Origin of the sequence: Streptomyces violaceoruber (assembly GCF_033406955.1) — a bacterium.
GTDB classification, from domain to species: domain Bacteria; phylum Actinomycetota; class Actinomycetes; order Streptomycetales; family Streptomycetaceae; genus Streptomyces; species Streptomyces violaceoruber.
Genome location: NZ_CP137734.1, coordinates 3,749,356 through 3,762,626 on the forward strand (window position 1 = coordinate 3,749,356; position 13,271 = coordinate 3,762,626).

The following is a 13,271-nucleotide window of genomic DNA, read 5'->3' on the forward strand; positions in this document are numbered from 1 at the left end:
TCCGGTTTGGCCGAGGCGATACCCTCCGGCTCGTGGCTGAGATCCAGATTCCTGCTGACATGAAGCCCGCGGACGGTCGTTTCGGCGCGGGTCCCTCCAAGGTGCGGGTGGAGGCGCTGGACGCCCTGGCCGCCACCGGTACGTCCCTGCTCGGCACCTCCCACCGCCAGGCGCCCGTCAAGAACCTGGTCGGCAAGGTCCGTGAGGGCATCCGCGAGCTGTTCCGGCTCCCCGACGGCTACGAGGTGATCCTCGGCAACGGCGGCTCCACGGCGTTCTGGGACGTCGCGACCCACGGCCTGATCGAGAACAAGTCGCAGCACCTGAGCTTCGGCGAGTTCTCCTCCAAGTTCGCCAAGGCCGCCAAGCTCGCCCCGTGGCTGGCCGAGCCGACCGTCGTCGCCGCCGACCCCGGCACCCACCCCGAGGCGCGCGCCGAGGCCGGCGTGGACGTGTACGGCCTCACGCACAACGAGACCTCCACCGGTGTCGCCATGCCCATCAGGCGCGTGGCCGGTGCCGACGAGGGCGCCCTCGTCCTGGTCGACGCGACGTCGGGGGCGGGCGGCCTTCCGGTCGACATCTCGGAGACCGACGTCTACTACTTCGCCCCGCAGAAGTCCTTCGCCTCCGACGGCGGCCTGTGGATCGGCGTGTTCTCCCCGGCCGCGATCGAGCGCGCCGAGCGCGTGCACGCGTCCGGCCGCCATGTCCCGGAGTTCTTCTCGCTGCCGACGGCGATCGACAACTCCCGCAAGAACCAGACGTACAACACCCCGGCGCTGGCCACCCTGTTCCTCCTCGGCGAGCAGCTGGACTGGATGAACGGCCAGGGCGGCCTGGACTTCACCACGGCCCGCACCAAGGACTCCTCGTCCCGCCTGTACACGTGGGCCGACGAGTCCAAGTACGCCACCCCGTTCGTCTCGGACCCGGCCAAGCGCTCGCAGGTCATCGGCACGATCGACTTCTCCGACGACATCGACGCCGCCGCCGTCGCCAAGGTGCTGCGCGCCAACGGCATCGTCGACACCGAGCCGTACCGCAAGCTCGGCCGCAACCAGCTGCGCGTGGCGATGTTCCCGGCGATCGACCCGGCGGACGTCGAGGCGCTGACGAAGTGCGTGGACCACGTCATCGAGAAGCTGTAGCAGCGACCACGAGTCCAGCGACGGAGGGCGCCCGGCGAATCATCCGCCGGGCGCCCTGCGCGCATCCGTGGGACCTCTGCTCCCCGACGAACAGCTCCTCGGCCCGCTCCACGGTCGGGGAGCGGTCCAGCCAGGTGCCCGGCACGTCGAGACCGGTGCAGGCGGTGACCCGCTCCCGGACGGAGTGCGCCTTGACGATGTGCAGGACTATGACACCGGTCGGCACGCCAGACGGAGGACACCCGGCGGGGGTCCGCCGGGCTACATCGGTTCGACGAGGGCTGCTCGCCACTCGGGGCGCGGGTCGGCCCCCATGCTCGTCCAGTACTCCGTCCCACGGACGACCTGCCCGTCGCGGACGGTCCAGAACGACGCCGCGCGGAAGACGCCGAGACTGTCGTGCGGCACTTCCACCTCGGAGACGACCTCGTCGCCCTCGGCCACCACCTTGAGCACCCGAATCGACCAGCCTTCCGGGTATTCGCGGTTCACCGCGACGAAGTTCTCCCGGCCGACGATGCGTTCGAGGCTGATCGGCCACTCGACAACGGCGTCCTCGGCGATCAACCCGGCGACGGCTGCCCAGTCACGGGCCTGGATCCGGTCCCACAGTGTCTCGATGACCTTCGACGATTCCATCGGCGGAGCCTTTCACACCGGTCTGACAAGGGCCTCGTCAACGGCAAGTCGGTTGTTCCTCAGGCCAGTCCCGCCCCGATGGCGCGGCGGACCGCGTCCGCGCGGTCGCGGATGTGGGCCTTGGCGAACAGGTTGTTGATGTGGGTCTTGACCGTGGCCTCGCTGATGAAGAGTTTCTCCGCGATGCCCCGGTTGGACAGGCCCTGGCCGATCAGGGCGAGGACCTCGCGCTCGCGGGGTGTGAGGTCGTCCGGCAGCGGCTGACGGGCCGCGTCGCCCGGGGCGGGCGCCGCCTTCGTCCTGGCCGTGGCGAGCAGGCGGTTCTGGACCTCCCGGTCGAGTACGGACTGGCCCGCGCCCGCGGCCCGGATCGCGCGGGTGATGTCCTGGCGCCCCGCGTTCTTGGTCAGGTAACCGCGGGCGCCCGCGCCGAGCGCGCCCAGGATCGACTCGTCGTCGGCGAAGGTGGTCAGGACGACCACCGCCACCTCCGGGTGCTCCTCGGTCAGCCGGCGGGTCGTCTCGATGCCGTCCAGCACGGGCATCCGCAGGTCCATCAGCACCACGTCGACGGGGCCGGCGGCCACCGCCGCCAGTACCTCGGTGCCGTCCGCGGCCGCCGCCACGACGTCGATGTCCTCCGCCAGGCCGAGCACCGCGGCAAGCGGTTCCCGCACGGCGGCCTGGTCGTCGGCGACGATCACCTTCAACCGCGTCGGTCCCTCGCTCTGTTCGTTCATCCTGGAATCACCGTTTCCACCTGCCAGCCGCCCTGGTCCGGTCCCTCGGTGACCGGCCCCGCGCTGACGCTCCCGCCCAGCAGGGCGACGCGCTCGCGCATTCCGATCAGACCCATTCCGCTGCCGGCGCCGGGGGTCACCGCACGGGTGGCGGGCCGGTTGCGGATCCTCAGTGTGATCGACGCGGCGGTGAACGTCAGCTCCACCTCGGCCTTTCCGCCGGGAGCGTGCCTGGCCGCGTTGGTCAGCGCCTCCTGGGCGATCCTCAGCAGGTTCTGGGTCACCTGGGCCGGCACCTCGCGGACGGTTCCCGTGACCGTGAGGGCGTCGCGGTGGCCCGACGACTCGACCATCGCGGTCAGGCTCTCCAGTAGCGGCAACGCGTCCTCGCGCAGCGCGTGCACGGTCCACTGGGCCTGCTTGAGGCTCTCCTTGACCAGGCCGTGGGCCTTGGTGGTGGCCTCCCTGACCTTCTCCAGGTCACCGGTGTCGAGCAGCGCGTCGGCCAGTTCCAGCTGCATGTTGATGCCGGCCAGGGAGTGCGCGAGGACGTCGTGCACGTCCCGCGCGATCCGGCCGCGCTCGGTGAGGACGGCGGTCCTCGCCTCCGCGCGGGCGGCGCGTTCCGCCGACTCGGCGGCCGAGAGCGCCGACCGCACGGCCTGGCGCTGGGTGCGGTTGAGGATGCCCACCACGACCGGGACGCCCGTGGTGAGGCCGAGCACCCACGGCAACTCCGGGTCTCCCGGCCCGAGGTGGAAGTACAGGACACCGGCGCAGAGCAGGGAGCACGTCACCGCGAGGGTGAGTGCCCGGCCGGTTTCGAGGCGGTAGCCGATGTGCCCGGCGACGAAGTAGGCGAACAGGTAGCCCGTGCCGCTGTCGCTGACGCCGAGGAGGGCAGCCGCCGCGACGATGCCGGACGTGAGCCAGGCCAGCGCCACCCGCGGGGGGACCCGGTGCTCGGGCACTCCCCTGGCCAGCAGTGCAGCGGAGTTGAGTACGAAGAGCACGGCGACCGCCAGGCCCTGGCCGCCGAGGCCCATGGGCCGGATCGTCAGGGCGCCCACGACGACGACCGCGAGGCTCAGGCCCCACTGCACGCGCGGGTCCTGGCCGGGGACCCGGCCCGGAGCCGGACGCGGGTCCGCCCCCGGGGTCGGGGGCGGGATGCTCTCGGTGGCGGACACCGGCAGAAGATAGCGCACGGTCAGGCCGTACGGTCGAGGACGGGCGCGGCGGAACCAGAGGAAGCGGCGGAAGCGGCGGAAGCCGGGGCACCGGCCCGGACGCGGCTGCGGACGTAGATCGTCGCCACCCGCGTGACCACCTCGGTCACCGCCATCAGCACGAACGCCGTCACCCACGCCTGGCCGCCCGTGATGTGGTGGGCGACGCTGAACCGGGCGACGTCGTCGGCGCCGCCGCCGTGCTCGACCCAGACCTGGAAGCCCATGCGGGCGCCCATGCCCAGCACCCACAGGATCGCCGACACGGCGCCCGCCTTGATCATGAGGTGCCCGTCGAGGGGCCGGATCCGGGTGTAGACGCCGCCCGCGATGCCGAGCACGGCGCCCGCACCCGCCAGGGCCGCGATCAGTACGAGGTCGTTGCCCCCGGTCGGGACGGAGTCCAGGTAGGAGTACGCGACGAAGGCCACGATCCCCAGCGGGATCAGGAACGTCTTGCGGTCGAGCCGGCCTTCCCGCAGCTGTCGGAAGACGACCAGAACGAGGGCGATGTCGGTGATCCACTCAGTCGTTGTCATGCCCTCAAGGCTGCTCCGACCAGGCCCGCGACACCTGGACCCACGGGTGGAGCCGGGGGTGGAGATCCACCGCTCCCCCGGTCTCCACCCCGGCCCGCACGCCCTGGCCGCCGCTACCGGCTCAGCCGCTGGAACCTCCGTACCGCCAGCGGCAGGAAGATCGCCGTCAGCACCACCGGCCACACGCCCGCCATCAGCAGCGCGTGCTGTTCCACCCACGAGTCGCCGCCGCCGACCGGCGTGCCGAACAGGTCGCGGGCGGCCGCCGCCGTCGACGAGATCGGGTTCCACGCGGCCACCCAGCCCAGCCAGTCGGGCATGAGCTGCGGGGCGACGAAGATGCTGGAGATCATCGTCAGCGGGAAGGCCACCGCGAACAGGCCGCCCGCCGCCTCCGGGTTGGGGACCAGGAGGCCCAGCCACACGCCGATCCAGATCAGCGCGAAGCGCAGCCACAGCAGCAGCCCGAAGGCCGCCACGAAGCCCCAACCGCCCTCCGGGCGCCAGCCCATGGCCATCGCCGTCAGCATCATGATGGCCAACTCCGCGCAGGCCACCAGCAGATCGGTCACCCCGCGCCCGGCCACCACCGCCGAGGACGCCATCGGCATGGAGCGGAAACGGTCGATGACGCCCTTCGTGGAGTCGTAGACGACGACCGTCGCGGTGTTGATGAAGCCGAACGCCATGGTCATCACGAACATGCCCGGCATCAGGAAGTCCTTGTAGTCCCCGCCGCCGGGCACCGTCATCGCGCTGCCGAAGACGTAGCCGTAGAGGAGGACCGACAGGATCGGGAAGCCCAGCTGCCAGGCGATGTTGACGGGCTGGCGCTGGTAGTGGGTCAGGCCGCGGCGGACGATGTTGCCGCAGTCGGCGAGCAGCCAGTAGAGGCGGCCGCGCTCGGACGGGACCGTCGCCGGGCCCGGCGCGCTGTCGACACCGAGGGCGCTCATGCCGCCACCGCCTCCTTCGTCTTCTTCTCCTTCTCGTTCTCCGCGTTCCGCGCGGGCTGCACGCTCGTGCGGTGGCCGGTCAGGCGCAGGAACACGTCGTCGAGGCTCGGCCTGCGCAGGCCGATGTCCTCGACGGCGACGCCCTCGTCCTGGAGGGTGCGCGCCACCTCGGTCAGGGCCGGCACCCGGTCGGTGACCGGGGCGTGCACGCGCAGCGCCTCCTCTTCGACCTCGGGTTCGCCCTTGCAGACCCGGGCGACCGTCTTCACCACCCGTGGGATCTCGGCCCGGTCGGCGACCACGACCTCGATCCGGTCGCCGCCGACCAGGTTCTTCAGCCCGTCCGGGGTGTCGTCGGCGATGGCCCGGCCCCGGTCGATGACGGTGATGCGGGAGGCGAGCTTGTCGGCCTCCTCCAGGTACTGCGTGGTCAGCAGGACCGTCGTGCCGCTCGCCACCAGCTCGCGGACCGATTCCCAGACCTCGCCGCGACTGCGGGGGTCCAGGCCCGTCGTCGGCTCGTCCAGGAACAGGACGGACGGGGCGAGGATCATCGACGCCGCGAGGTCGAGGCGCCGCCGCATGCCGCCGCTGTACTTGCCCACGCCCCGGTCGGCGGCGTCGGTCAGGTCGAACTGCTCCAGCAGCTCGACCGCGCGGGCCCGGGCCCGCCTGCCGCCCAGGTGGAACAGGCGCCCGAACATCTCCAGGTTCTGCCGGCCGGTGAGCACCTCGTCCACGGCCGCGTACTGGCCGGTGAGGCCGATCCGCGCCCGCACCTCACGTGCCTGCCGGGCGATGTCGAGGCCCGCCACCTCGGCCCGTCCCCCGTCCAGCCTGATCAGCGTGGACAGGATGCGCACGGCCGTGGTCTTGCCCGCGCCGTTCGGCCCGAGCAGGCCGTGCACGGTGCCCTCGCGGACGGTCAGGTCGAAGCCGTCCAGGGCGCGTTTGTCGCCGTAGCGCTCCTCCAGGCCTTCGGCCCGTACCGCGTGTCGCTCGCTCATGGGTCCCAGTCCCCCTTCCGTTCCCTTACTGAGTACACCGTACCCGATTGCGCGTACGCCGTACTCAGTTTTTCGGCGCGGACTTAAACTGACCCCATGGCAAGCGGTACGGAGACCAGCGGCAGCGGCGACATCGGCCGCACCCTCGAACTGTTGTGGGACACCGGCCGACGCCCCAGCCGGGGACCCCGGCCCGGCCTGACGCTGGAGCGGATCGTGGAGGTCGCCGTCGAGGTCGCGGACCGGGACGGTCTGGGCGCGGTCTCGATGCGCCGGATCGCCACCGAGCTGGGCACCGGCACGATGTCCCTCTACCGCTACGTCCCCGGCAAGGGCGAGCTGCTCGACCTGATGCTGGACCGCGTGCAGCGCCCGTCCGAGAACCCGGCCGACCTCGGCGACGGCGGCTGGCGTGCGGCGCTGGAGGGCCTCGGCCACGCCACGCTCGCCCTCTACCGCCGCCACACCTGGCTGCTGGAGGTCAACCAGTCCCGCCCGGTCCTCGGCCCTTCCGCCCTGGACGGCATGGAGAGGGTGCTCGCCCGGATCAAGCCGATGGGCCTGACCGACCCCGAGCTGGTCTCGGTGATCGTCATGATCGACGGGTACGTCGTCGGGGCCGCCCGCACGCAGGTGTACGAGCGGGAGGCCGAGCGCAGGTCCGGGCTGACGGACGCGCAGTTCTGGGCGGCCCAGGGGCCGGTGCTGGTGGAGGCCATGAGCAGCGGGCGCTACCCCGTGCTCTCCTCCCTCTCCGAGGACGCCTTCGGCACCGGCTTCGACCACTTCGAGTTCGGGCTCCAGCGCATCCTGGACGGACTGGAGGTGCTGGTGGCCTCGCGGCGGGCGGCGGACGGCCCCGCCGCGGACAACGGCTCAGCGGCGCCGGAAGATCCGGCGTAGCCCGAACAGCGCGGCCAGCGCGACGAGCAGTCCGACCACCCCCACCTTGAGCGTGTCGCCGCCCGGACCGTCGGAGTCCGCCCCCGAGGCGTGGGAACCGGAACCCGATCCGCCGCCCGAGTCGCCACCGCCGCCGGGCACGTCCTCGGCCTTGACGGGGCTGTTGACGCCCTCCATGCCGAGCAGCAGCTTCTTGCCGTCGGTGGTGTAGGTGGCGGACTCGCCCTGCCCCAGGGGCACGCTGATCCGCTCCCCGCGCTTGATCTTCCCGCCGTTCCAGTCGTACCAGATGCCCCCGAGGTAGCCGCGCACGGCGAGCTGCTCACCGTCCGGGGAGAAGGCCGCGTCCGTGGCCCAGAGGTCGACGGGGACGGTGGGCTTGAAGACGTTGGTGCCGGAGGGGGAGAGCTTGGCCGGGCCCTCGTACAGGTGCCCGCCGTCCTCGTTCTTGTCGATGATGTAGACCCGCCCGGTCTTCGGGTGGACCACCATCGACTCCGCGTCGCGGGAACCGTCCGTGTACTTCACGACGTACTGCGTCGCCTTGACGGTCTGGTCCTTCAGGTCCGTCGGCTCGGGCAGCTCGTAGATCCACACGTACGGCCAGGTCACGCCGTCGTTGTCGCCGATGTCACCGACGAAGATCTTGTTGCCGGGGCCGATGGCGATCGCCTCGACGTCGCGGGGCGTGCCGACGCCGGACAGCGCGACGCGGGCGACGGTCTCGCCGGTGGCGCCGTCCACGGCGTAGAGGTACGGGCCGGTGTCCTGGTCGTTGTGCGTCCAGTAGATGCCGGGGTGCAGACGGGACGCGGCGAGGCCGCTGGACTCGGTGATGCGCGGGTCCTTGATGGTGAACCCGTCGCTCCCGGCGGGCCCGTCGTCCGCGTCCGCCGCGGAGGCGGGCACGGCGAACGCACCCACGAGAAGGGCCGAGGCGAGGAGGGCGAAGGGTCGGCGCATGCGCCAAGCCTGCCATCCCGCGCGGGCGTTCACGTCGGCGGTCACCCCCTCGGTCACCCTGCGTGGTCGGGCTCACATCGCGTCGACCAGGTCGATCGTCCATGATGAGCGGATGCTCAGGTTCATGTTCGTCGGCGACTCCATGACGATCGGGAGCGCAGGCGAACACACGTGGCGCTACCGGCTGTGGCAGCACCTGCGCGACTCCTGCGGCCGCCCCTTCACCTTCGTCGGCCCGCGCGAGACCCTCCACGACCGGGTGACGGACGCCCCCACGTCGTGCGCCTACGCCGAACCCGGCTTCCCCCGCGCCCACCTGGCCGGCTGGGGCGAGGGCTGGCACCACATGACCCCGCTGATCGCGCAGACGGTACGGTCCTGCCGCGCGGACGTGCTCCTGGTCTCGCTGGGCCTCATCGACCTCGGCTTCTACACCAACGCCGAGCAGACCGCCGCCAACGTCCGCGCCTTCGTGGCGAACGCGCGCTCGGCGAACCCGCGCGTGCGCGTGGCGGTGATGCCGGTGCTGCACAACATCCGGGTGGACGCCGACGAGACCTTCGCCGAGCAGGTCGCCCACTTCAACGAACTCCTCGTGAAGACCGTCGCCGACCTCGACGACGCGGACTCCCCGCTGCTGCTCGTCCCGCCACCGCCCGGGTACGACTTCCACACCGACACCTACGACGGCACCCACCCCAACGAGAGCGGCGAGCACCGGATCGCGGAGGCCTTCGCGACGGCGATGGCCGAGGAGTGGGGGCTCGGCGGCCCCTACTCCCCCGGCCCCCCGTCCCCGTAGGCCGCCCGGATCTCCCGGACCAGCCGGTCGGCGCACGCCCGCACCGCCAGGCCGCTCCAGTCCTCCGTCTCCTGCCCGAGGTAGACGGCGCGCGCGTGGGCGAGCGGCGGCCGGTACGAGGCGGGCAGCCGCCCCAGAGCCCAGTCCGCCGCCGCGTCCTTCGACCGGATGTCACCGGTGACGAGCGTGCTCCAGACGCGGGCGAGGGTGAGCAGCACGTTGCGCGTGTCCGGCTCCAGCCCGGCCAGCAGCTCCGGCACCCCGGCGGTGATCGCCCGCCGCAGGTCGCCGTGGGGCACGGGGTCGAGCAGGGTCGCGGGCGGCGGGCCGTACAGCGGGGCGGCGGCGCGCAGCACCATGGTCAGGAGCGGGGCCAGGTCGGGGTCGTCCTCCGGCTCCGGGACGGCCCCGCACTCGTAGGCGTCGCGCAGCCACTCGCCGTACAGGTACTCCCGGCGGGGCGGATACCGCCAGGGCCGGACCTCGTCCCGCACGACGGCGATCAGCTCGACGGGGCGCCCCTCACCGCCGGACACGCCGAGCAACTCCCCGGTGAGCCGCTCGCGTTGCCCGTACGTGGTCGGACGTCCCAGGACGACGAGGAGGTCGAGGTCGCTGTACGGGCGCAGTCCGCCGAGGGTGGCCGAGCCGTGCGCGTAGACGCCGAGCACGTCGCCGTCCTCGTCGAGGTGCCGCCGGACGAGGTCGACGAGGTGATCGGTGCGGTCCCGGTCCCGCTCCCGCTCTGGCATATGCGCGTCCTCCCGTGCCCTGGTCGCCGTGCGTATCGTTGTACCGCGCGGCTGTACTCGTCCTTGGGTCAGCCGGGGAGGAGCGCCACGATGACCGTCCTTGACGACAGGATCGCGATGGCCGAGAGCGACAACACGCGTCGACTCGACAAGATGTTCGAGCGACTCGAGAGGATGCCCGTCCCCGAGGGTTACAAGGTCGAGATCGTCGGGGGGGTTGTCTACATGGCACCACAGCGGGACATCCACTGGCAGACCATCCTCGAGATCCTCTGGGCTCTGGAAGATCACTTCGGACGGCGGCAGGCGAGAATCTTCTCGGACGTCCGCATCGACTTCCCCGGCTACGAGAACGGATTCTGTCCAGACGTCGCCAAGATCAAAAGTGGGGCGAAGAAGGACGACAACGGCAAGTGGCGTTACGGGGATGTCGAGTTCGTCGCCGAAGTCATTTCCAGAGGCACGGCGCGGAACGACTACGAAGCCAAGAAGACCGCCTATGCCCTCGCGGAGGTACCGGTCTATCTCATCGCTGACCCCTACGCACGCAGGTGCCGCTTGTTCACCGGGCCCAAGGACGGCATCTACGTGACCGACACCTCCATCGAGTACGGCGGAGTCGTAGACATGACACACACCCACCTCGGCCTCACTCTCGACACAGCGGACTTCCCCCGCGACTGAGCGCCCCGCTTGCCTGGAGCGCACTCCAAGTCGTTGGCTTGGGGACCATGAAGTACACGCAGCTCGGACGCACGGGACTCAAGGTCAGCCGGCTCGTCCTCGGCACCATGAACTTCGGTCCGCAGACCGACGAGGCCGACAGTCACGCGATCATGGACGCGGCGCTGGACGCCGGTATCAACTTCTTCGACGCCGCCAACTGGTGACTTTGACGCCAGGCTGCGCAGCAGCGCATCGCTGACGCTCACACCCCTGCGGATCCCGAGTGGAAATGACGAGGCCGCCGCCTCCAACTCGCTTCGAACGCAAGCAGAAGGCAACGGCCCCCCACAGACCCGCTACCTCACCATGCGAAGGCTTCGGGAGACGGTCCGGGACCGGGGAAGATCTCGTCCAGAGACGTCAGCAGCTCCTCGCTCAGCTCCAGCTCCAAGGCGCGCAGCGCCGAGTCCAGCTGCTCCTGCGTGCGGGGGCCGACAATCGGGCCGGTCACGCCGGGCCGGGTGAGCAGCCAGGCCAGCGCCGCCTCGCCGGGCTGCAGGCCGTGCTTGTCGAGCAGGTCCTCGTACGCCTGGATCTGCTCGCGCGTCTTGGTGTCCTTGAGCGCATCGGCAGCGCGGCCGCTCGCCCGGCGCCCCTGTGTGGCCTCCTTCTTGATCACGCCGCCCAGCAGACCGCCGTGCAGCGGCGACCACGGGATGACCCCGAGCCCGTAGTCCCGCGCGGCCGGGATCACCTCCATCTCGGCGCGGCGCTCGGCCAGGTTGTACAGGCACTGCTCGCTGACCAGCCCGATGGTGCCGCCCCGGCGCGCGGCGATCTCGTTGGCCTGCGCGATCTTGTAGCCGGGAAAGTTGGACGACCCGGCGTAGAGAATCTTGCCCTGCTGGACCAGGACGTCGATCGCCTGCCAGATCTCCTCGAACGGCGTCGATCGGTCGATGTGATGGAACTGGTAGACGTCGATGTAGTCGGTCTGCAGCCGCTTGAGGGAGGCGTCGACGGCCCGGCGGATGTTCACCGCGGACAGCTTGTCGTGGTTGGGCCAGACGTCCCCGTCGCCCGCCATGTTCCCGTACACCTTGGTGGCGAGGACCGTCCTGTCGCGCCGCCCGCCACCCTGGGCGAACCAAGTACCGATGATCTCCTCGGTGCGGCCCTTGTTCTCACCCCACCCATAGACGTTGGCCGTGTCTACAAAGTTCAGACCCGCGTCGAGAGCGGCGTCCATGATGTCGTGGCTGGTTGATTCGTCTGTCTGCGGACCGAAGTTCATCGTGCCGAGAACGAGTCGGCTGACCTTGAGTCCGGTGCGTCCGAGCTGCGTGTACTTCATGGACCACAAGCCAACTGCTTCGAGCCCACTCCAGGCAAGGACATCAGGTGCCGCCGTCAGGAGTCGTCTGCGAGGTGCCGGTACAGCGTGGCCCTGGAGACGCCCAGAGCCTTGGCGACGGCGCTGACACTCTCTCTCTTCGCCTTCCTCGCGCGGGCCACGGTCAGCACGTCCTCGTTCACGACGGACGGCCGTCCGCCGGTACGCCCCTGCGCCTTGGCTGCATCGAGTCCGGCGCGGGTGCGCTCCTTGATGAGGCTGCGCTCAAACTCCGCCATGGCTCCTACCACCTGAAGCATGAGACGGCCATCGGCCGTGCCGGGGTCGATGTTGGCCAGTGCACCCGTGAGCACCTTGAACCCGATACCACGCTCCCGAAGCGTGTCGACCATGGTCACAAGGTCGATGAGCGACCGGGCAAAGCGGTCGAGCTTCCACACGCACAGGGTGTCGCCAGCGCGGGCGTAGTCGAGTGCTGACCGCAGCTCCGGCCGGTCGGCGTTCTTGCCCGACGCCTTGTCCTCGAAGGTCCGGGCGCAGCCTGCGGCCGTCAGTGTGTCGCGCTGCAAGTGCGCTTCCTGGTCATCGGTGGAGACGCGGGCGTATCCGATGAGCTGACCGGTGATCGTGATCGTCGTCACGGCCGGGACCGTCTCAGAACTCATCTCAATACGTCAAGCTCGGGACGGGAGTTTCGAGACGGGTTTTTAACAGCGCTACACCCCCTTCAGGGACGCTTGCCATCTCGCCTCACAAACCTTGGTTTTCGAGACGGCCCATGCTGGCCCGCGTGGGGCGACTGTCGCACCCGTCGGGACGCTTGCCCGTCTGTACGCCTTCAGTTCTGCTGGCCCACTCTGATCGGGTGGCTCCACTGGCAGGGGGCGGAGTGTCTCGCTCATCCTCCTCGCCCTGGTCAGCTTCATCGTCCGCCCAGGGATACAGGGTGGCGAAGTGGCGGATTCGCTCCAGCTCGGCGGCTTCGTCGGCGGCGTCGTAGTGCCGTATCTGCTTCCACCAGCGGTCGTAGTCGTAGCCGTCGCAGTGGTTGAAGTCGAGGGCAGTGCTGCGGAGCCGCTGCCACTCACGCACGATCGCAGCCCGCTGCCACGGCTCGGGCCGCTCCACCGTGAGGAGTTGGTGCAGGAAGCCCGCTGAGTCGCTGACCAGGATGAGCAGGGACCGCATCGCGAAAAAGGTCTCGCCGGTCTCACCTATCCCCTCGGACACTCGCCCCAACTGCGCGTTGAGGAACGTCTCCAGGGCGCGGACGTCCTCGGCGGTCAGATCGGCGGCGTAGATGAGGGTGCGTTCAGGTGGTGGGTCTGTCATACGGATGGGTCCTACCCTTCGTGCGGTGCCAACTGGAGCATCCCGGGTGAAGCTGAATCAACCTGGTATTTCCCTGGGCCAGAAGACCCTGGTGCGGCGGGGACGAAAGAAGTGCGTACAGGCACGCGCCCCTTCAGACACTTGCCCCTTCGTCCACAGCAAGGCGCTTCGCGCCCGTCTCACGGCCTGCCCGGTGTTCGACCGGCAAGACCAGGCGTGCGCCCGCCTGTCGATGGCA

The 13,271-nt window shown here is 70.3% G+C and carries 16 protein-coding genes and 1 pseudogene; 5 read left to right on the forward strand and 12 right to left on the reverse strand.

Annotated elements, in window-relative coordinates:
* Nucleotides 1-32 precede the first annotated feature (32 nt).
* On the forward strand, nucleotides 33-1,151 hold the full coding sequence (gene serC, locus R2E43_RS16595) for a phosphoserine transaminase (protein WP_003974616.1): 1,119 nt from the start codon (nucleotides 33-35) through the stop codon (nucleotides 1,149-1,151).
* On the opposite strand, the gene R2E43_RS16600 is transcribed toward serC, so the two are convergent.
* The 7 genes from R2E43_RS16600 to R2E43_RS16630 form a co-directional block, all read right to left on the reverse strand.
* Nucleotides 1,135-1,377 carry a hypothetical protein gene (locus R2E43_RS16600; RefSeq protein ID WP_332056318.1) on the reverse strand — a complete coding sequence of 81 codons (243 nt, stop codon included), beginning with the start codon at nucleotides 1,375-1,377 and terminating at the stop codon, nucleotides 1,135-1,137. The two genes, serC and R2E43_RS16600, sit on opposite strands and share 17 nt — an antisense overlap.
* A 35-nt stretch (nucleotides 1,378-1,412) precedes the next feature.
* Nucleotides 1,413-1,790, reverse strand: coding sequence for a nuclear transport factor 2 family protein (locus tag R2E43_RS16605; protein ID WP_003974617.1), 378 nt, complete (start codon nucleotides 1,788-1,790; stop codon nucleotides 1,413-1,415).
* A gap of 59 nt (nucleotides 1,791-1,849) precedes the next feature.
* Nucleotides 1,850-2,530 (reverse strand): response regulator transcription factor, encoded by a 681-nt coding sequence (locus R2E43_RS16610; RefSeq protein WP_121710903.1) that lies wholly within the window; start codon nucleotides 2,528-2,530, stop codon nucleotides 1,850-1,852.
* Nucleotides 2,527-3,738, reverse strand: coding sequence for a sensor histidine kinase (locus R2E43_RS16615; RefSeq protein ID WP_332056319.1), 1,212 nt, complete (start codon nucleotides 3,736-3,738; stop codon nucleotides 2,527-2,529). Before R2E43_RS16615 ends, R2E43_RS16610 begins: the two co-directional genes overlap by 4 nt.
* A 2-nt stretch (nucleotides 3,739-3,740) precedes the next feature.
* On the reverse strand, nucleotides 3,741-4,298 hold the full coding sequence (locus R2E43_RS16620; protein ID WP_093456670.1) for a hypothetical protein: 558 nt from the start codon (nucleotides 4,296-4,298) through the stop codon (nucleotides 3,741-3,743).
* 113 nt (nucleotides 4,299-4,411) lie between these two features.
* Nucleotides 4,412-5,254, reverse strand: a complete 843-nt coding sequence (locus R2E43_RS16625; protein WP_030867178.1) for an ABC transporter permease — start codon at nucleotides 5,252-5,254, stop codon at nucleotides 4,412-4,414.
* Nucleotides 5,251-6,261 carry an ATP-binding cassette domain-containing protein gene (locus tag R2E43_RS16630; RefSeq protein ID WP_332056320.1) on the reverse strand — a complete coding sequence of 337 codons (1,011 nt, stop codon included), beginning with the start codon at nucleotides 6,259-6,261 and terminating at the stop codon, nucleotides 5,251-5,253. The genes R2E43_RS16625 and R2E43_RS16630 overlap by 4 nt, the downstream gene beginning before the upstream one ends.
* Before the next feature lie 96 nt (nucleotides 6,262-6,357).
* On the opposite strand from R2E43_RS16630, the gene R2E43_RS16635 reads away from it, so the two are divergent.
* Nucleotides 6,358-7,164 carry a TetR/AcrR family transcriptional regulator gene (locus R2E43_RS16635; RefSeq protein WP_003974623.1) on the forward strand — a complete coding sequence of 269 codons (807 nt, stop codon included), beginning with the start codon at nucleotides 6,358-6,360 and terminating at the stop codon, nucleotides 7,162-7,164.
* Here R2E43_RS16635 and R2E43_RS16640 read toward each other — a convergent pair.
* Complete coding sequence (locus R2E43_RS16640) at nucleotides 7,138-8,127, reverse strand: YncE family protein (RefSeq protein ID WP_332056321.1); 990 nt, start codon at nucleotides 8,125-8,127, stop codon at nucleotides 7,138-7,140. The genes R2E43_RS16635 and R2E43_RS16640 overlap by 27 nt on opposite strands.
* A gap of 112 nt (nucleotides 8,128-8,239) precedes the next feature.
* On the opposite strand from R2E43_RS16640, the gene R2E43_RS16645 reads away from it, so the two are divergent.
* Nucleotides 8,240-8,929 (forward strand): GDSL-type esterase/lipase family protein, encoded by a 690-nt coding sequence (locus R2E43_RS16645; protein ID WP_003974625.1) that lies wholly within the window; start codon nucleotides 8,240-8,242, stop codon nucleotides 8,927-8,929.
* On the opposite strand, the gene R2E43_RS16650 is transcribed toward R2E43_RS16645, so the two are convergent.
* A complete protein-coding gene (locus tag R2E43_RS16650; RefSeq protein WP_106518281.1) occupies nucleotides 8,902-9,681 on the reverse strand; it encodes an aminoglycoside adenylyltransferase family protein in 780 nt (259 codons plus the stop codon). The two genes, R2E43_RS16645 and R2E43_RS16650, sit on opposite strands and share 28 nt — an antisense overlap.
* Before the next feature lie 90 nt (nucleotides 9,682-9,771).
* Here R2E43_RS16650 and R2E43_RS16655 point away from each other — a divergent pair, with 90 nt between their 5' ends.
* Both R2E43_RS16655 and R2E43_RS16660 read left to right on the forward strand, forming a co-directional pair.
* Entirely contained in the window at nucleotides 9,772-10,365 is a 594-nt protein-coding gene (locus R2E43_RS16655) for a Uma2 family endonuclease (protein WP_198653119.1), read from the forward strand.
* 47 nt (nucleotides 10,366-10,412) lie between these two features.
* Nucleotides 10,413-10,565: pseudogene (locus tag R2E43_RS16660) on the forward strand (aldo/keto reductase); the annotation flags it as partial.
* Between the two features lie 143 nt (nucleotides 10,566-10,708).
* On the opposite strand, the gene R2E43_RS16665 reads toward R2E43_RS16660, so the two are convergent.
* The 3 genes from R2E43_RS16665 to R2E43_RS16675 form a co-directional block, all read right to left on the reverse strand.
* A complete protein-coding gene (locus tag R2E43_RS16665) occupies nucleotides 10,709-11,701 on the reverse strand; it encodes an aldo/keto reductase (protein WP_003974629.1) in 993 nt (330 codons plus the stop codon).
* 56 nt (nucleotides 11,702-11,757) lie between these two features.
* Nucleotides 11,758-12,342, reverse strand: coding sequence for a recombinase family protein (locus tag R2E43_RS16670; protein WP_003974630.1), 585 nt, complete (start codon nucleotides 12,340-12,342; stop codon nucleotides 11,758-11,760).
* A 109-nt stretch (nucleotides 12,343-12,451) separates the two neighbouring features.
* Complete coding sequence (locus R2E43_RS16675) at nucleotides 12,452-13,033, reverse strand: hypothetical protein (protein WP_332056322.1); 582 nt, start codon at nucleotides 13,031-13,033, stop codon at nucleotides 12,452-12,454.
* Between the last annotated feature and the right edge of the window lie 238 nt (nucleotides 13,034-13,271).